The organism is Deltaproteobacteria bacterium RIFCSPHIGHO2_02_FULL_44_16, from assembly GCA_001798185.1.
Taxonomy (GTDB): domain Bacteria; phylum UBA10199; class UBA10199; order 2-02-FULL-44-16; family 2-02-FULL-44-16; genus 2-02-FULL-44-16.
Genome location: MGRM01000012.1, coordinates 106,074 through 122,073, shown reverse-complemented (window position 1 = coordinate 122,073; position 16,000 = coordinate 106,074). Strand labels below are relative to the sequence as shown.

Genomic DNA, 16,000 nt, shown 5'->3' with positions numbered 1-16,000 from the left:
CACGGACCATAGACCTTTTAGTTTTAGTCAATGGTCCATGGTCAATAGTCGGTGGTCTTCATGAAAGGATGACTATGACTAAACCACAAGTGCTTATTCTCATGGGATCTGCAAGTGATCTGCCGGTGATGGAAGAGGCGGAAAAAATACTGACGGAGTTTGGGATTCCTTCGGAGAAACACGTTGCTTCAGCGCATCGTACTCCTGACAAGGTAGCTAAACTTGTTGCGGAAGCGGAAGGTCGCGGCATCGGGGTGATTATCGCTGGAGCTGGCTATGCTGCTCATCTTGCCGGTGTGGTGGCCGCAAAAACTGTTCTTCCGGTTATTGGTGTTCCGCTTGATTCCTCTCCACTGCAAGGACTGGACGCGCTTCTTTCAACTGCACAAATGCCTGGTGGAATTCCGGTTGCCTCGATGTGCATTGGAAATGCAGGAGCAAAAAATGCGGGAATTTTTGCAGCTGAAATTCTCGCGCTTTCAGATCAACCACTGAAAGAAAAATTACGACAATTTCGAAAGAAGATGGCGGATCAGATCGAAGAACGAGATCGGGAGATCAATCGATAGTATGACCACCATTCTTACTGTGGATTCTCAACAACCTTCAGAAGAACTCATTGAACAAGCTGTTACCTTTTTGCGCGATGGACAAGTGATCGCATATCCGACGGAAACGATCTACGGACTTGGCGCTGATGTTTTTAATGAGAAAGCGGTCAAAAATATTTATGCACTCAAAGCGCGCGATGTGGGATTGCCCATTTCTATTCTCATTTCAGATCTCGCCATGCTCCGTCAGTGTGCTTCTTCTGTCTCTGATCAAGCCTTAAAACTTGCTCGTACTTTTTGGCCCGGAGCACTGACCATTCTTTTTCCAGCGTCGAAACTTATTTCAAAAACGTATGTGACCAATACCGGAAAAGTTGGCATTCGAATCTCTTCTCATCCGATTGCCTCTGCTATTGTGCGTGCGTTTGGTCGTCCTATTACCACGACAAGTGCGAATCCTTCAGATTATCCCCCATCACTAACGGCGAAACATGTGCTGAAATATTTTGGAAATAAAATTCCCTGTATTATTGATGGCGGTGAATACGAACCTTCTCGAGGTTCGACCGTGGTCGATGTTGCTGAAGAGTCCATGCGCATTATTCGTGAGGGAGCGATTCCTGCCGAAGATCTTATCAAGTGTTTTCAAGGGAAATAAAAGATTAGCGATAAATTTCTCTTCGATGACCAATCCGATAAATTCGAACGAGTTTAGATTTATCTTCGATAGTATATAAAAGCCGATAGGTACCGCTTCGTACACGATAACCTTCATAGTTTGTAAGTTTTTTTATTCCTGGTGGACGAGGATTTTGTTCGAGATCTTTGATGATATCTGCAAAGTTGCGTTGAATCTCTTTTGGAAGAGAGCGAAATTCTTTAAGTGCCTTTGTCTCAAGTTCAACATGATATGGCATATTATAATTTTAATTCTTTTTTGAGGGCTTTCCAGGAATGAAAGCCCGTTGCTTCTTTGACTGATTCATCAAGATCGTGGGTATCGAGAATATCTTCAAGTTTTTCACGAAGAGCAGTTTCAATAATATAGTTTTTGCGAAATCCAAAACGCTCACACACTTCATCAAGTGTTTTGACAAGTTCTGGCGGTAGTTTGGTGGCAAAGGCTTCTCGGGACATATTTCCTCCTAAATCTTTCTAAAGTATGCTTTAGAAAGCTTTTTCAGTCAATCGAATTTATTCTCGACATTATTTGGAATATTGATTTTAGAAACTCTAAATACCAAGGAGGAAATGATAAGTGTCGGAAATCTGGTTGGGTGCGCTCATCCTGAGCGTTTACTCCTTTCAACCCCTGATTTGAATGGTGATGGAATTCGTGATCGAATTTATCAAGAAAAGTGTCCTGATGGTAGTAATTCAACTTTGGTAACGCTTTTAGCATTATTATTACAAAAAGATGGAACAGAGTTTCGACTTCAATCGCTTTCTCCTTCTTTTCCGACAAGCCTTCCTCGACGATGGCGATTTGCTTTTGATCGAACAGATTCCAAAGCAGAAAATTATGGTGTTTCTTTTGGGATGTCACCGCAGGTGTCAGCGCAGTTTTTCATTGGGGATTTAGTTCAGTTTGGTGTTTCTCAGGTTCGAATTACCGGTTTTGGTTTTGAGGTAGATGAAAAGGGAATGCGACAAGATGGCTTTTTCTATTATGTCGCTGGAGAAGAAACTGAAATTTGTCCATCAAAAGGTGCTTTTTCAATTGCTGCAGATAATTTGGATCTTAAGTTGGTTTCTGGTAAAAATGAATTTGGCAAAAAAATAAAACAAATTATGGAGATATTAGGAGAAAAATTCCCCAATGAAATGAGAGCACTTCGCTATGCCCATGCGGATGATTTGAGAGAACCATATCGAAGCCAAGTCGCAGCAAAACGACAAGCAATCACAGATGCAGTTGATAGATTAAGTGGCGATTCTTTTCCGGATCGATTTGGCCAGGATCTTGTTCGAGAACGCATTTTCGAACGTGTTGGCGTTTTGTCTCGACGTCAAGGTTGGACCCCATCGCATGCTGGTGGCTCACGTTTTCTTTAATGAGCAATAGTTATCCCTTTTTCCTCGCAAATCCTTTTTCCATGGCTCGTTTTGCTGCTTCGCGAAGTTCAGTGTCGACAAGCTCTGAAGTGACTTGATCGATAAATTCTTTTTCTTCAGCAGTTAAAGTTGCAGTTTTTTGGATTGGCGAATGTCCTGTCGATATCGTCCCAATTTCAAAACGAATATCGCGAATAGGATATTGAGGCGAAGCTGCTTGGATTTTGGAAAGTAACTCGGCTTTCATAAAGGAGAGTTCCTGAAGCCATGAAGAGTTTTTTGTTTTGATCACCAGAAGAGAACCTCTCCACGAGGAGGGCTCGGTGTTCGCAGCGAGGGTGGGACCCACAATCGATTCCCATTGATGCCAGAGATGGTATTGTTTCATCTTCTTTCGTAAACCGAGGCGGGAAGAGGTGGTTTCAAGGATATGATCAAGTCGCGTCAGGAACTTTGGCTTCTTCACTCTTGAAAAATAACAAAAAAAGGAGTGGCGCTGCAAGCCCCTTATTGACAAGAAATAATGATCCGGGAATACTGCAGCGCTTTGGGAGGGTTTATGAAAAAACGTGATATCGACCGATTTAAAAAGATTTTGGATGAAAGACGTAAGGAACTGGTTCAAACAGCTGATCTGACGCGTGAAGCAGGTCTTGGGGTTGAGCAGGCCGATCTTCCTGACGAAGTCGACCTTGCTGCCACTGAAGCTGACCAATCAATGAATTTGCGACTTCGTGATCGTGAATTGGTCTTACTCAAAAAAATCGATAAAGCCATTCAAAAAATCGAACTCGGAACATACGGCGTCTGTGAACGTTGTGAAGAAGAGATCGATGTGAAACGTCTTGAAGCGCGTCCAGTTGCTGAAATGTGCATTCGTTGCAAAGAAGAACTGGAACGCGTCGAACGCGGTTACGCCGAATAACGGAATCTCTAAAAAATTCTGACTTACTGTTGATGTTGTCATCCCTGCGAAGGCAGGGATCCAGAAGTTACTGACAATACTGGATTCCCGCCTGCGCGGGAATGACATTTTTGAAGTTTTTCAGATGGTCCTAAGATATAAATTCACCGCACATTTTTTTAAGAATCGCTGCAAGGCGTTTTTTTCCCTCTTTTTTTCGTTGAACTGTCATCGGTGTTGAAATGGTTTTTCCTGTTTCCAGAAAATAAAGCGTTGTTTCAAGAATGGAAAGTCCAAGGCCTTCTTCTAATGCAAGTGCATAGATCATCATTTGAAGATCATACATTTTTGCATGTTCCTCAATTGATCCGTTGAAAGTTCGGTCTGTTTTAAAATCAATGATTTCATATCCTCCGTTTTTTGGTCGGAGCCAATCGACTTTTCCGGTGATGATACTGTCCTTTCGTTTCCAATCAAAGCGCAGTTCATGTTCTCCTTCGCAAAACTGTGTACCGAAAGTCGTCATAAACGGTTCAAGTGTTGTTGTCAGTGAGCTCATCCATGAGGCCTCGGGGATGAGATGGTGTGAGTGACATGCATCTGTCAAAGCTGTCGCAATCGAGTCGGTGGAAGAGTGCGAAAGTATTTCGAGCGCTTCATGGAGAAGAGATCCATAAAGAGTAGGAGAGAGAGTTTCTGAATTTGGGAGTGTGAGTTCAGGAGAAAAACCGAAAATATATTTTTGCTCATATTCTTCAGGAGAACGGTCGTATGTTTCAATTTCAGAAACACTGATGATGGGAGATTGATGGAGAAAACGTGAAGTGTTTTTTGGTACTTTATATGTCAGAGGTAATTCAACTTTTTCACGTGAGAAAGTTTTTTCTTCGTTTTCTGGGAGCTGAGTGTTTACCGTAAAAGCAGATATTTGCTTCAGTGCTGGAAGAAGCCAACCATGCCACTCTCCGCGAATTTTTTCATCTTGGTGGATCGGAAGGATCAATCGATCTTTTGCGCGGGTCATGGCCACATACAACAAACGACGAGATTCTTGTTCTTCTTCTTTGTTATTCAGCGAGTGAAGCTCTTCATAGCTTTTGGTTGCGACAAGTGAGTCAAAAGGGGAATCGGGATTGTGTAATTTGAGTCCAAGTCCTCGGTTTCGAATAAAACACCACGGCTTCGTGGAGAGAGATGCGCGACGAATGAGATCGGGCAAAATGACGATCGGAAATTCAAGTCCCTTCGCCGCGTGCACACTCATGCAATGAACAACATTGCTACTGTCTGCAGACGCAGGCGCATCTCCAAAGCGAGCTTCTCGTTCGCAAAGATCCTGAAGATAATCGACGCATGCAGGAAGAGAAAGAAAAGATTCTGTTTCGAGAGATCGTAATAACGTGAGAAATTGTTCAAGATGAGCCCGTTTTTTTCCTGAAGGATCGAGCTGTGCGCAGATCCACTCATATCCCGTTGTTTGTAAAACCCACGAAAGAATTTCCGAAGGGAGCATGCTTTTTTGAAGGGAGGAGAGTTTTTTTAAAAAAGGACCTGCGTGAGCGTGATGTAAAATATTTTTTCGAAAATCTTTTCCTTCTTTTCCGGAAAGCAAAACACATTCATCATCAGAAAGTCCCAAAAGAGGCGAGCGAACAAGTCCCATGAGGGCAGTATCATTTTTTGGGTTGGCCGCAAAAAGAAGAGTGCAAAGGAGATCCTGAATTTCACTACTTCCTAAGAAATGCCGGCTTCCATGAATACGATAGGGAATCTGATGTTGTTGAAATGCTTGCTCGTAAATATCGATACTGGTCATCGCCTGAAAGAGACAGACTATATTTCCGTAAGGAATATGTTCGACGTCAACGAGTTCACGAATATGTGCTGCAATGCACGTTGCTTCTTTATGACGTCTCTCTGCTATTGAACTTTCTGACGTATGACACTGAAGAAGGGTGATATCTTTTTGATCTCGCTCTTTTCGAAAGGGACGGAGGTCAGCATGAAGCGAGAGATTTTCTTCAAGTGGACGGGCGGTGATATTGATTAAATCTATAATATGTGGTCGTGTTCTGAAATTCTCTGATAACGCAATCAGTTCTCCTCCACTTTCGCGAATACGAGAGATCATCGTAAAAAATGAAGTGAGATTGGCACCTCGAAATCGGTAAATGGATTGGCGAGGATCGCCGACAATAAAAAGATGATTTATCTTGGGATGAAAAAGAAGGGTGATCAGTTCTGTTTGAAGGTCATTGGTGTCCTGAAATTCATCTACCAAAAGATGGAGAAATCGTTTTTGATATTCGCGTAATATGGAAGGATGCTCTTGAAAAAGTGTGAGCGTGTAACGCTCGAGTTCCTGAAAATCGAGGCTTCTCTCTTTTTGAAGCTGTTGCTGGAATTTTTTCTCCACAGCTTGAAAAAGAGTAAAACAGGCTCTGATCACGTCATCTTGGCCCTGAGAAAGATAACGAGTGACATGCCATCGAAATCCCATGAGCTCTTCGAGAAGCTGCACTGTATTGCGGTATCCAAAACATTCCATCAGAAGAAGAGCTTCAGGCTGTTTATGTTCCAGAGAAGAAAAAAGCGTTTGATCAATAAGTTGATGAATCATGAAGTCTGCGCGATTTTCCTCGAGGATGTGAAAAGAGGGGTCGAGTTTTAAAAGAGGGGCATGAAGTCGCAGCACGCGTGCGCAAAAGCTATGAAAAGTTCCGATCCATGCTCGTTCAAGTAAAGGGATATCTTGGGGAGAGAGGAGAGGACGAAGGCGCTCTTTCAGTTCTCCGGCTGCTTTTTCCGTAAAGGTCATGATCAGAAAACGATCGAACGAAATATTCTTTTCAAAAAGAAGTCGCTTGCATCGTTCAATGAGAACTCTTGTTTTTCCAGATCCAGCTCCTGCCAAAACCGCAATGGAGCCATCTTTCTGGATGGCTTGACTTTGCGCTTCTGTAAAAACCTGCTGATTCATGACGTTCCTCTGCGACACGCTTGTGCGAATGTACAGTACTTGCACGGCTCAGATGTCAGATGTGAAAAATTTCCATTTCGTATCGCGGTGACATAGTCACGGGTATATTTGAAACTTGTCTCTAAAAGATCTTCCCACTCTTCTTCCGAAATCAACGCGCGCGAACGAGATGAAAGGGAAAAACTTTTTTCGTTATGTTCTTTTTTCAACATGCCTGAGGTCTTTTCACCTTTCATGACCGCAAACAGAAGTCCGCCAAGAGCGGAAGCGTGTGGAAGAAGAAGTTTTTGGACTGCGGCAATATACAGTGGAATTTGAAGATGAAGCCCATCTTCAATTTTTTTTCGAATGCTTTCAATCGATTTTCCGGTTTTGTAATCGACAATGAGAAAAGAAGAACCATCGTGCGACACATCGATACGATCGACACGTCCTTGAATCAAAATGTCATCATCATTTTCGAGAGAAAGCGAAAGTGGTTTTACGTGTTCTGTTCCAAAAATCCACTCACAGTGTGAAGGCAAGAGAGGAGTTGAGAGAGCGCGGGCTGTTTCAAGTTCGAGGAAAAGTGTTTTTTCAATCACTTTTCGAATAGCTTTTCGTTCAAAGGGGCGAAGCGCCGGAGCGCTTTGTTGCAAGAGATGATCGTGCTGAAGAAAAACTTCATCCAGAAGTTGATCGAGAAGTGCTGAGATCTCTTTCTCTTTTGAAGCATCAGTAAGCGCCGCTGAAAAAAGATTGCGATAGTCGCGATAAAAGCATTCTAGAAGAGCATGAATAATAGTTCCTCGGTCTTTGGGTTGAACTTCAGGAGTGATCTCTTCTTCAGGTTTGAGTCCTAAAACTTTTTCAAAAAAGAAACGCATCGGACACTCAGCGTAGGTTTCAAGACGAGAGGGACTGAAACATTCCTGAGTAAAGCGCTCTTTGAGGAGCTTTCGCGCTTCCGGGTCTTGAATAAGACCGTGGTAGGAGAGATGATCTTTTCGCATCGCTCTTCGCTCTTGCTCAATAGTGATGCGCTGAAGAAGCGCCTCTGTTCCGAGGGTCTGCAGAGCTTCAGGTGAAAAAACCTGAGATTCTATGGGCAGTGGGGGACCAAAGTTTTTGACAAAAGAGGACGGGATTGTTTCCTGCCCTTTGTGATCGAGAAGAGAAAAGGTCAGCACAACTTCTTCGGTAGCTTTCGTGAGAAACGTATAAAATCGAAAAGCATCCAGTGCTAATAGTTGATCTGCTGCAGGAAAAATTTCATCTAACAGAGGGTTTGGAGAGGCTGAGAAGTCGAGCTGGTCTGAGAAGAAAAAATGTTCCGGAGCAAGAAAAGGAATATTCCCTTCGTTCATTTCAGGAATGATGATTCTCGGGTGTGGTTGTGAAATACTTCTTTCAAAACTCCGTGTCTCGAAGGGGAGTTGTGGTTGATGGATGTTCTCTTGTTCCAAATGAAATTGAATGATTTCATAAAATTCGGTTCGCGAAAATGTTTTCAATTGAAGGAGATGTGCTTGTGCAGAGAGAGTCTGAAGAAGATGTAAGAAACGAAGATGCAGAGAAGGATCGCTGTGCGTGGGTTGCAATGATTTACGAAGTTGTTCCGCAAACGTAAGCAGTGAAGCCTCTTCTGGTAACGAAATCTGAAGGATTTCGGAAAAGATTCGAGAAACCGGAGCTGGCGCTCTTTCTGGGTTTTGCACGTTTTTCCATTCTTGAAATAAGATTTTTGGAAAAGCAGATCGCTGCCGAGTGACGATCATGGCAGGTGAAAAAGATTCATCCTCAGTCCCAAGGAGTTGTTGAAGACAAAATCGTGTTTCATCTAAAGAAGAACGTAACGAAAGAAGCGTGGTTTGCGCCATTTCATGATTTTTTTTTGGTAATTGTTGATGTGTGTGAGTGAGTGGTTGAAGGGTACTGATTGATTTTTTCAAAAAAGAGGCAAAAGGTTGATGCTCATCATCAGCTTCGGGAAGCGTGAGATGCATGTGTGTCTGCGCTGCAAGGTTTTGGAAAAGAGTCCGTTCGCCTGGTTGAAGATGAGTAAATTCATCGACAAATATCTCTCCTGTATATGAAAGGCTGCAAGCCCTTTGAAAAAGATCACCTTCGTCGAGAAGATGAAGGTCCTCTCGTTTTGTTTCATAACGTTTAAAAAGAGTGAGGAGGTCGTACTCCTGTAATGAACCACGAGTTTCGAGAAGGACTTCAAGTTGCTCCGGAGAAATTCCGTTTTTCTTTAGTGTATGAATGCTGCTCGCTGCATCTCGAGCGATTTGAAATGAAATGTGATGAGGATCGAAATAGCGGAGCTGTTGTGATTGAAGAAGCTCAAAACAGAGAAGAGTTTGCTGAAATGAAGTCATCGTCGGTGTTTTTTGTGTCAGACGATAAACAAAGCTGCGAAGAGAGAGAAAAATGTCGCCCACGAGCGCTGCGCGCTTTCCACTCTCTTCAAGAAAGGAAAGAAACGCCGTACGAAGCTCAGTTGCCAGTGTTTCATTGGGGGCAATGTAAACCGCTTTCCCTTTGGCAAGCGCATCCGAAAGTTTTTCAAAAAGAAGAGTGGTTCTCCCTGAGCCTACCGGGCCTGTGATCAAGGTTATTGGCATGGGAGAGATTTGTGCTGATATGAAGAACGGTGTCAACTTTACTTAAGTGCCGTGCACTTATTTGGAAGAAAAATGCATTTAAAGCGAGAATTTTTTCATTTAAGTGCACGGCACTTATTTCTCGCTATCTCGTTTATATCTTGTCTGCATGCTGTTTATAAACTCTTCTGTTCCAATAAATCGTAATCGACGTCGTTGAAGTAACTTGTTCAAATACAAGTTTTCAGAATCGACTGATGTTGTGGATTTCGAAGTTCCAGGAATTTGATTAAGTAGTCTCCCCATAAGTCCTTTTCGGTCCCCGAGCATATGAAAGCGATATCCTGAATAAGGCCAATTTTCAGGTTTATCAACAAGGCCGGCCTTTACAGGATTTAAGTGAAAATAATTCATGAGATGAAATGCATATTGCTCGTCTTCAACAATACGATAGTAAGGTTTGCTTTTCCAAAAATGTCCGCTTCGCCCAAAACGAGTATTAAATTTTTGAGAAAAATGTCCACGAACGGTGTGAAGAATATCCGCAATCGTAATTCCACGGGTGACACGATAAAGTTCATGCACATGGTTCGACATACAACAGAGATCATAGATAATGAAATTCAATTTGCGTTTACATTCTAGGAGATGATGTAAATACAATTGAAACTTCTCTTCAGCGTCAAAGAGAAATTCATTATTGTTGCATTTGCTGGTTACTGAATAAATTCCGTCGGGAATATGAATTATGGGGTAGCGGGGCATTATAAGCCTCTTTTTTCTCAATTAAGTGCACGGCACTTAATGCACATCATCCGTAGGCCTATACTGCAGTGCTTCGGCGATATGAGGTGGGCCGAGGGCGTCGGAGGATTCGAGGTCGGCGATGGTTCGGGCAATTTTCAATACGCGATGGGTTGAGCGAGCTGAGAGGTGCATTTTCTCGGTCGCTTTTTCGAGAAGCGATTCTGCATTTCCTTTAAAAGGACAGAATTTTTTTAAATCACGAGCATGGAGTTGAGCATTACAACCAATGCGTGAATCGTAGCGTGCTTCTTGAATTTTTCGTGCTGCGAGGACTCGCTGTTTAATCATCTCAGATGTTTCTGTCGGTTTATCTCCCATCAGATCTTTATGAGGAACTGGTTCGACTTCAATGTGAATGTCGATTCGATCAATCAGTGGTCCTGAAACTTTTCGTCGATAATGCTGAATACGATGCATATTACAAATACACGCACGTTTTGGATGACCATAATATCCGCAAGGACACGGATTCATCGCAGCCACCAACATAAAGCGAGCAGGATAGGTGACGCTCGCTCCAGTGCGAACAAGACGGACGAGACCAGACTCGAGTGGCTGACGCAGAACTTCCAAGACATTACGATTGAACTCAGCAAGCTCATCCATAAACAGAACGCCATTGTGTGCGAGCGAAATTTCTCCAAGTTTCGGTATCCCTCCACCGCCGCCGATAAGCCCTGCATACGAAGCAGAATGATGCGGAGCACGAAAAGGGCGTTCGTCAGAAAGAATCGTATCGTGAAGAAGTCCATGCAGACTTAAGACCTTCATCGTTTCCAATTTTTCTTCAGAAGTCAGTGGAGGAAGAATTGTGGGTAATCTCTCTGCAAGCATTGTCTTTCCAGAGCCAGGTGTTCCGACCATCAAAATGTTGTGTCCGCCCGCAGCAGCAATTTCGAGCGCGCGTTTCGCGATCGGCTGACCGCGCACTTCTCCAAAATTAAGTGGCGGCGCAGTTCGTTTTTGTTTTTTTGGAGGCATCTGTTTTGTGGGAACAAACTCTCCATTGAGAAATTGAACGACTTCGGTCAATGTTGAAAATCCAACAACTTCTGTTGAAGTGACAAGTTTTGCCTCTTCTTCATTTTGAACCGGAAGAATAATGCCCGTGAGTTGATGAGCCCGCGCAGCAATAGCCATGAGAAGCGCGCCATTAATGGGAAGAAGTTCTCCCGTCAGCGATAATTCGCCAGCCAGAAGATAGCGTTTGTCTGGATGAGGTTTGCAAATATTCCAGGCCGTGAGCATGCCGATGGCGATGGGGAGATCAAAATGAGCTCCACTTTTTTTCACATTTCCTGGAGCGAGATTTACAATGGTGCGACGATTGAGAAGTTTATATCCAGAATTTCGAAGCGCTGGCAACACGCGATCGCGCGCTTCTTTGACCGCGGTTTCAAGGAGACCGACCATGCTCCAACCAGGAAGGCCTTGCATTTGAACGTCGACTTCCACTTCGACGAGTTGCGTTTCGATTCCCACGAGTGCAGCGGCGTAAACTTGAGCAAGCATATAAATGATGCAAAGCAAAAGTGATGCCAAAGAAAACGGTTAAATTTCAATGATCGTAAAAATAAAAGTGGAGCGTTTTTTTACATTTTGTACGAAAACGCTTCAGTTTAAATGAAAACAGATTTTTTTCGTTATCCTACTGGCCAGTATTCAAAAAAATTGTAACAAGCTGCGAAACTTGTTGTGCAATTCGACGTGAAAGAGGTTGGAGACGTGTTTCAAGTTCATCAGGTGTGAAATAGTATTCTGTTGAAAAAGGATGTGTGTGATATTGTAAACCAAAGCGCCCATCTGAATTGGGCACAAACGAAAAAGAGGAAACATTTGCCGCTACGAGAAATTTTTCTCCGTCATTGATACAGTCTACAGAACCGCCAATGCCAGCTCTGGTAAGCGTCGTGTAGAGATACCAATTTTGACGACTGACCCATAACTTCCCATCTTCCTCCAAGCGAGCAAGCAGATTTCCATCATTCCTTGTCAGCTTGGCGCATTTTTCAACTTCACGTTGCATGTTACATGCGAGTTGTTCGTAACCTTGAAGATTACTACAATCGTGGCGACTTAAAATGTCACGAATTTCGGGTTTGACTCTGAATCCCATAAGATTCCTTTACAGTATCACTGACGTTTTTATTATCGTTGCTCTCGAAAAAAAGTTGCGAACAATAACGGCTTTTGATCCTCCTCACCTTTATCCCCAAAATGGTGATTGAAGCAATAGAGATCAGAATTTTCCCAGTTAAGTGCACGGCACCTAAATAATGTGTTTGAATAAGTGGCGTTGACCTTTTATGTTGAATCCGCAAATGTGCGTGTTTCTTCAGGAGGTATCCATGGTTCACAAAGTGATTATTCTTGGCTCAGGCGGTGCGGGACTCACGGCTGCTATTTATGCAGCCCGCGCTGATCTTCTGCCGCTTATTATTGATGGAACGCAACCCGGTGGTCAGCTCATGATTACCAGTGACGTTGAAAATTATCCCGGTTTTGAAAATCCGATTCTCGGTCCTGAGCTGATGGACGCCATGCGCAAACAAGCAGCACGGTTTGAGACGAAATTTGTGAACGGGACGGTGACCAAAGTCGACTTTTCAAAACGACCATTCAAGGTCGAAGTCGATGGAAAAAATGTATACGAATCTCACACCATCATTGTAGCAACCGGTGCGAGTGCCAAGTTGCTTGGGCTTCCCGCGGAGATGAAGCTTATGGGCAAAGGAGTTTCTGCGTGTGCGACATGTGACGGTTTTTTCTTTAAAGGTCAGGATTTGGTGGTCGTGGGTGGGGGAGATACAGCTCTTGAAGAGGCAACCTATCTCACGAAATTTGCAAGCAAGGTCACCATTGTTCATCGTCGCGATGAACTCCGTGCATCAAAAGCAATGCAAAAGAAAGCTTTTGAAAATCCGAAAATCGATTTTGTGTGGGATTCTGCTGTTGAAGAAATTCTCGATGTCAAAGCGGATAAAGTCACCGGCGTTCGCATGAAAAATCTCAAAACAGGAAAAGTTTCGGAGATTTCATGTGGAGGAGTTTTTATTGCGATTGGCCATCAGCCAAATACGGATGTTTTTCGCGGTCAGCTTGAACTTGAGCCGAACGGATATATCGTGACGAAAAAATCTTCGATGGAAACGAGTGTCCCCGGAGTCTTCGCAGCAGGTGATGTCCAAGACCACGTCTATCGTCAAGCAGTCACCGCGTGTGGCACCGGCTGCATGGCAGCTATTGATGCGGAAAGGTATCTGCATACTCTTGAATAAGAAGTCATTTCAAAAGAGATAATGATTCGGGTGACGCCGGAGGCTATTTCGGAAGCTTCCGCATATAAGCGGAGCTTACGGAATGCCGCAGGCGGCAGGACCCGTAACAAATGAACTTTTGAAATGACTTCTTATTTATGAAACGAATTTTTATTTTCGGGGTATTTTTTCTTCTTCCACGTATTGGCTTTGCCAATGACTTTCCCGCGCTCGGGCCACTGACGAATCGCATCCAGCATCCGATCTATCTTCAAAACTTAGGTCTCACTCCCATGCGTCCAGTTGCACTTCCGCAGGGGAAGTTGGAGTTACGCACTGACGTTGCGTTTTCAAATCTGTTTGAAGAAGCAGTTGCTGAGCATAGTGACGCTGATCTTGATATGGAGTTGTTGCGAACAGCAATTATTGCTCAGCTCGGACTTGGAAAGGGTTTTGAAGTAGGGGCCGAACTCCCTTTCTATCGTTTTGATGGCGGTTTTCTCGATTCCTTTATCGAGGACTATCATAGTCTCTTTCATTTCCCGCGCGGTGGGAGAGAAACGGTCAATAACGGTCGCTTTTCCTATCGACTGACTTCGTATGGTGTCGATCGCATCAACTATCCTGATCTTGGATGGGGAGTGGGAGATGTGACATTGCATCTTAAACACCAATTTCAAGAAACCCAGAAAAGGGCGTTAGCCCTTGCGTGGTTTTTGGATTTTAAGATTCCAACCGGTCAACAAAAACGTGGGCTGAGCAGTGGCAGTCCTGATTTTGGTCTTGGAGTTGCGCTTGAGAAAAAACTGGGAAATCGATTTCATCTCTATGCCAATGCGGGACCCTACATCACTCCTGGCAATTCGAAGATTGAAGATTATATGTACGAAGTCTCATTTCAGTTTATGGTCGCCGGAGACATCAATCTTTACAAAGACTGGTCAGTAATCGCTCAGTTGCAAGGCGGTTCGCCATTACTCAAGAGCTTAAGCGATCAATGGGGCGGTGTTCCCCTCGATCTTATTGTTGGGTTGAAAGGTGATCACAAAGAACTTTTGGGAAAACAAGATTTTATTTGGCAATTTGGTTTTGCTGAGGACATTACCGGACACGGCCCGTCAGTCGATTTCACGCTCTTTGCTTCGATTGGGATAAGAACTGCGTCATTGTTTGGTAAGTAATAATAAAAAACCAATTTCAAAACATTTAATTGTTACGGGTCCTGTCACCTCCGGCGTTCCACCTCCCCACCCATAAACCGTGGGTGGGGCACCCCTGGGATACACCGTCGGTGCCACCCGAATCATTTGTCAGTTTTGAAATTGGTTTTTTTAAAACGGCACATCATCGTGCACAGCATCAGCATCAAAAGAAGGCATCGATGGAGCTGTAGCAGTCGCACCTTCAAACGCCTGCGACTCTCCTTTGCTTCCACCTAAAAAGAGAACGCGCTGAGCTACGACTTCTGTCGTGTAACGCTTGTTGCCTTCTTTATCTTCCCATTGACGAGTTTGAAGTCGTCCTTCGATGTAAGCTTGACGACCTTTTGCAAGATATTGCGCGCAATTTTCAGCTTGCTGTCCCCAAACCACAATACGATGCCACTCGGTTTTCTCTTGTTTCTGTCCACTTTTATCGTTCCAGCGCTCCGAAGTAGCGACACTAAAATGAACCACGGTTTGGCCGCTTCCAGTCACTTTTTTTTCAGGATCTTGTCCTAAATTGCCGATGAGAATAACTTTGTTCAGACTTGCCATAGAAAACTCCTTTTATTGGGTAACCTGCGCGATCTTTTTTTCGAGCTCATGTGCCGTCATCTCCCACAAACGAAATGAAGTATCAAGCTTCCATTGCGGCGCTAACTTTTTTGCACGAACCAGTGCATCAAGGGATGCTGCGACATTGCCTTGGGCAAGCAGGTTTTCGGAGAGAGCGAGATGGTTTTCAGGATATTCCGGAGCAATGCGCAGCGCTTCACGAAGATGCTGTTCTGCTTTGGAAAGATCGCGAATGATTCCATTAGAGCGCGCCGTGGTTTTGGGAAGATTGGTGTAGAGCTGGCCTAAAAGACGATGGCACCCGGCATAATCATAAGAGGGATCAATGGAGATGGCCCGTTCACAGTCGCTGATCATCTGTTTGACACCGTCCTGATATCCAAAGATGTGAGCTTTATAATAGAGACCAACATGAGTGGCGCGATAGTAATAACAGGCTGCTTCTTCTGGAGCGCGTTCAATACATTTTTCTGCAAACTCACGGCCACGTTGTGCAAAATTTTTGATCTCGGAAGCTTCTGTTGCATGTTGAGCGCTTGACGAAGCTTCTTTTGCTTTTTCTGTCAGCTCTTCAACCGTCCAGGAAAGACCATTCCCTGTTTTGGCGTGTTCAGTTTGGGGAGAAGCGCAACCAAAAAAAAGTGCTCCCCCTCCTGCAATGAAGAGCAAAAGAAAAAATTGTTTCATAGGTGCTATTCGTATCATGCCTGGATATCGACATTCAAGCGTTTTCTTGACCGAAGTGAATGTGAATGGTAGTCCCTCAAAATTATTCGGCGGCGTAGCCAAGTGGTAAGGCGACGGTCTGCAAAACCGTTATTCACCGGTTCGAACCCGGTCGCCGCCTCAATTCGCGATTGCGAAGTAAATTCGCAATCGCTTTACCTTAAGGGGAGATATTGCTCTCCCCTTAAGAATCCCCATCGAGTTTTTTTTGATATGGCTGATTGTTGGAAATTTCGTATGCCCGGGTGGCGAAATCGGTAAACGCAAAGGACTTAAAATCCTTCGGGGAGTATATCCCCTTGCCGGTTCGAGTCCGGCCCCGGGCACAAGAAATAAAATGATGTTTTTTTTGTG

The 16,000-nt window shown here is 44.0% G+C and carries 16 protein-coding genes and 2 tRNA genes; 8 read left to right on the top strand and 10 right to left on the bottom strand.

Annotated features, from left to right (window positions below):
- The first annotated feature begins 74 nt into the window (after window positions 1–74).
- Window positions 75–569: a 5-(carboxyamino)imidazole ribonucleotide mutase gene (locus A3C46_09340; GenBank protein ID OGQ22468.1), complete on the top strand. Its 495-nt coding sequence runs from the start codon at window positions 75–77 to the stop codon at window positions 567–569.
- Window position 570: 1 nt separating this feature from the next.
- Entirely contained in the window at window positions 571–1,209 is a 639-nt protein-coding gene (locus A3C46_09335; protein ID OGQ22467.1) for a threonylcarbamoyl-AMP synthase, read from the top strand.
- Window positions 1,210–1,213: 4 nt separating this feature from the next.
- Here the strand turns inward: A3C46_09335 and A3C46_09330 are convergent, their stop codons facing one another.
- The gene (locus tag A3C46_09330; GenBank protein OGQ22466.1) at window positions 1,214–1,468 is read right to left on the bottom strand and encodes a hypothetical protein; all 255 of its coding nucleotides are present in this window, start codon (window positions 1,466–1,468) and stop codon (window positions 1,214–1,216) included.
- A 1-nt stretch (window position 1,469) separates the two neighbouring features.
- A complete protein-coding gene (locus tag A3C46_09325) occupies window positions 1,470–1,688 on the bottom strand; it encodes a hypothetical protein (protein ID OGQ22465.1) in 219 nt (72 codons plus the stop codon).
- A gap of 114 nt (window positions 1,689–1,802) precedes the next feature.
- Here A3C46_09325 and A3C46_09320 point away from each other — a divergent pair, with 114 nt between their 5' ends.
- Window positions 1,803–2,606: a hypothetical protein gene (locus tag A3C46_09320; GenBank protein ID OGQ22464.1), complete on the top strand. Its 804-nt coding sequence runs from the start codon at window positions 1,803–1,805 to the stop codon at window positions 2,604–2,606.
- 10 nt (window positions 2,607–2,616) lie between these two features.
- Here A3C46_09320 and A3C46_09315 read toward each other — a convergent pair whose 3' ends face one another.
- Window positions 2,617–3,108, bottom strand: coding sequence for a hypothetical protein (locus A3C46_09315; GenBank protein ID OGQ22463.1), 492 nt, complete (start codon window positions 3,106–3,108; stop codon window positions 2,617–2,619).
- A gap of 57 nt (window positions 3,109–3,165) precedes the next feature.
- On the opposite strand from A3C46_09315, the gene A3C46_09310 reads away from it, so the two are divergent.
- On the top strand, window positions 3,166–3,531 hold the full coding sequence (locus tag A3C46_09310) for a conjugal transfer protein TraR (GenBank protein ID OGQ22515.1): 366 nt from the start codon (window positions 3,166–3,168) through the stop codon (window positions 3,529–3,531).
- 130 nt (window positions 3,532–3,661) lie between these two features.
- Here the strand turns inward: A3C46_09310 and A3C46_09305 are convergent, their stop codons facing one another.
- The 5 genes from A3C46_09305 to A3C46_09285 form a co-directional block, all read right to left on the bottom strand.
- Window positions 3,662–6,490 (bottom strand): hypothetical protein, encoded by a 2,829-nt coding sequence (locus tag A3C46_09305; protein ID OGQ22462.1) that lies wholly within the window; start codon window positions 6,488–6,490, stop codon window positions 3,662–3,664.
- On the bottom strand, window positions 6,487–9,099 hold the full coding sequence (locus A3C46_09300; protein OGQ22461.1) for a hypothetical protein: 2,613 nt from the start codon (window positions 9,097–9,099) through the stop codon (window positions 6,487–6,489). Before A3C46_09300 ends, A3C46_09305 begins: the two co-directional genes overlap by 4 nt.
- A gap of 114 nt (window positions 9,100–9,213) precedes the next feature.
- Entirely contained in the window at window positions 9,214–9,843 is a 630-nt protein-coding gene (locus A3C46_09295; GenBank protein OGQ22460.1) for a hypothetical protein, read from the bottom strand.
- 36 nt (window positions 9,844–9,879) lie between these two features.
- Window positions 9,880–11,397 (bottom strand): hypothetical protein, encoded by a 1,518-nt coding sequence (locus tag A3C46_09290; GenBank protein ID OGQ22459.1) that lies wholly within the window; start codon window positions 11,395–11,397, stop codon window positions 9,880–9,882.
- Window positions 11,398–11,533: 136 nt separating this feature from the next.
- Window positions 11,534–12,001 carry a hypothetical protein gene (locus A3C46_09285; GenBank protein ID OGQ22458.1) on the bottom strand — a complete coding sequence of 156 codons (468 nt, stop codon included), beginning with the start codon at window positions 11,999–12,001 and terminating at the stop codon, window positions 11,534–11,536.
- Window positions 12,002–12,191: 190 nt separating this feature from the next.
- Here A3C46_09285 and A3C46_09280 point away from each other — a divergent pair, with 190 nt between their 5' ends.
- Window positions 12,192–13,163: a thioredoxin-disulfide reductase gene (locus A3C46_09280; protein OGQ22457.1), complete on the top strand. Its 972-nt coding sequence runs from the start codon at window positions 12,192–12,194 to the stop codon at window positions 13,161–13,163.
- 137 nt (window positions 13,164–13,300) lie between these two features.
- Window positions 13,301–14,323: a hypothetical protein gene (locus A3C46_09275; protein OGQ22456.1), complete on the top strand. Its 1,023-nt coding sequence runs from the start codon at window positions 13,301–13,303 to the stop codon at window positions 14,321–14,323.
- Window positions 14,324–14,473: 150 nt separating this feature from the next.
- Here the strand turns inward: A3C46_09275 and A3C46_09270 are convergent, their stop codons facing one another.
- Both A3C46_09270 and A3C46_09265 read right to left on the bottom strand, forming a co-directional pair.
- The gene (locus tag A3C46_09270) at window positions 14,474–14,899 is read right to left on the bottom strand and encodes a single-stranded DNA-binding protein (protein OGQ22455.1); all 426 of its coding nucleotides are present in this window, start codon (window positions 14,897–14,899) and stop codon (window positions 14,474–14,476) included.
- Between the two features lie 12 nt (window positions 14,900–14,911).
- The gene (locus tag A3C46_09265) at window positions 14,912–15,607 is read right to left on the bottom strand and encodes a hypothetical protein (protein ID OGQ22454.1); all 696 of its coding nucleotides are present in this window, start codon (window positions 15,605–15,607) and stop codon (window positions 14,912–14,914) included.
- Window positions 15,608–15,695: 88 nt separating this feature from the next.
- On the opposite strand from A3C46_09265, the gene A3C46_09260 reads away from it, so the two are divergent.
- Both A3C46_09260 and A3C46_09255 read left to right on the top strand, forming a co-directional pair.
- Window positions 15,696–15,770, top strand: a tRNA-Cys gene (locus tag A3C46_09260).
- A 115-nt stretch (window positions 15,771–15,885) separates the two neighbouring features.
- Window positions 15,886–15,975: transfer RNA gene (locus tag A3C46_09255), tRNA-Leu, on the top strand.
- Window positions 15,976–16,000: the final 25 nt, after the last annotated feature.

Excerpts from the sequence above, each read along its gene's own strand:
- A3C46_09340 (OGQ22468.1), top strand. The coding sequence starts at position 75 with ATGACTAAACCACAAGTGCTTATTCTCATGGGATCTGCAAGTGATCTG.
- A3C46_09325 (OGQ22465.1), bottom strand. The coding sequence starts at position 1,688 with ATGTCCCGAGAAGCCTTTGCCACCAAACTACCGCCAGAACTTGTCAAA.
- A3C46_09275 (OGQ22456.1), top strand. The coding sequence starts at position 13,301 with ATGAAACGAATTTTTATTTTCGGGGTATTTTTTCTTCTTCCACGTATT.
- A3C46_09290 (OGQ22459.1), bottom strand. The coding sequence starts at position 11,397 with ATGCTTGCTCAAGTTTACGCCGCTGCACTCGTGGGAATCGAAACGCAA.
- A3C46_09295 (OGQ22460.1), bottom strand. The coding sequence starts at position 9,843 with ATGCCCCGCTACCCCATAATTCATATTCCCGACGGAATTTATTCAGTA.
- A3C46_09320 (OGQ22464.1), top strand. The coding sequence starts at position 1,803 with ATGATAAGTGTCGGAAATCTGGTTGGGTGCGCTCATCCTGAGCGTTTA.
- A3C46_09330 (OGQ22466.1), bottom strand. The coding sequence starts at position 1,468 with ATGCCATATCATGTTGAACTTGAGACAAAGGCACTTAAAGAATTTCGC.
- A3C46_09300 (OGQ22461.1), bottom strand. The coding sequence starts at position 9,099 with ATGCCAATAACCTTGATCACAGGCCCGGTAGGCTCAGGGAGAACCACT.
- A3C46_09265 (OGQ22454.1), bottom strand. The coding sequence starts at position 15,607 with ATGAAACAATTTTTTCTTTTGCTCTTCATTGCAGGAGGGGGAGCACTT.
- A3C46_09305 (OGQ22462.1), bottom strand. The coding sequence starts at position 6,490 with ATGAATCAGCAGGTTTTTACAGAAGCGCAAAGTCAAGCCATCCAGAAA.
- A3C46_09310 (OGQ22515.1), top strand. The coding sequence starts at position 3,166 with ATGAAAAAACGTGATATCGACCGATTTAAAAAGATTTTGGATGAAAGA.
- A3C46_09280 (OGQ22457.1), top strand. The coding sequence starts at position 12,192 with ATGTTGAATCCGCAAATGTGCGTGTTTCTTCAGGAGGTATCCATGGTT.
- A3C46_09335 (OGQ22467.1), top strand. The coding sequence starts at position 571 with ATGACCACCATTCTTACTGTGGATTCTCAACAACCTTCAGAAGAACTC.
- A3C46_09270 (OGQ22455.1), bottom strand. The coding sequence starts at position 14,899 with ATGGCAAGTCTGAACAAAGTTATTCTCATCGGCAATTTAGGACAAGAT.
- A3C46_09285 (OGQ22458.1), bottom strand. The coding sequence starts at position 12,001 with ATGGGATTCAGAGTCAAACCCGAAATTCGTGACATTTTAAGTCGCCAC.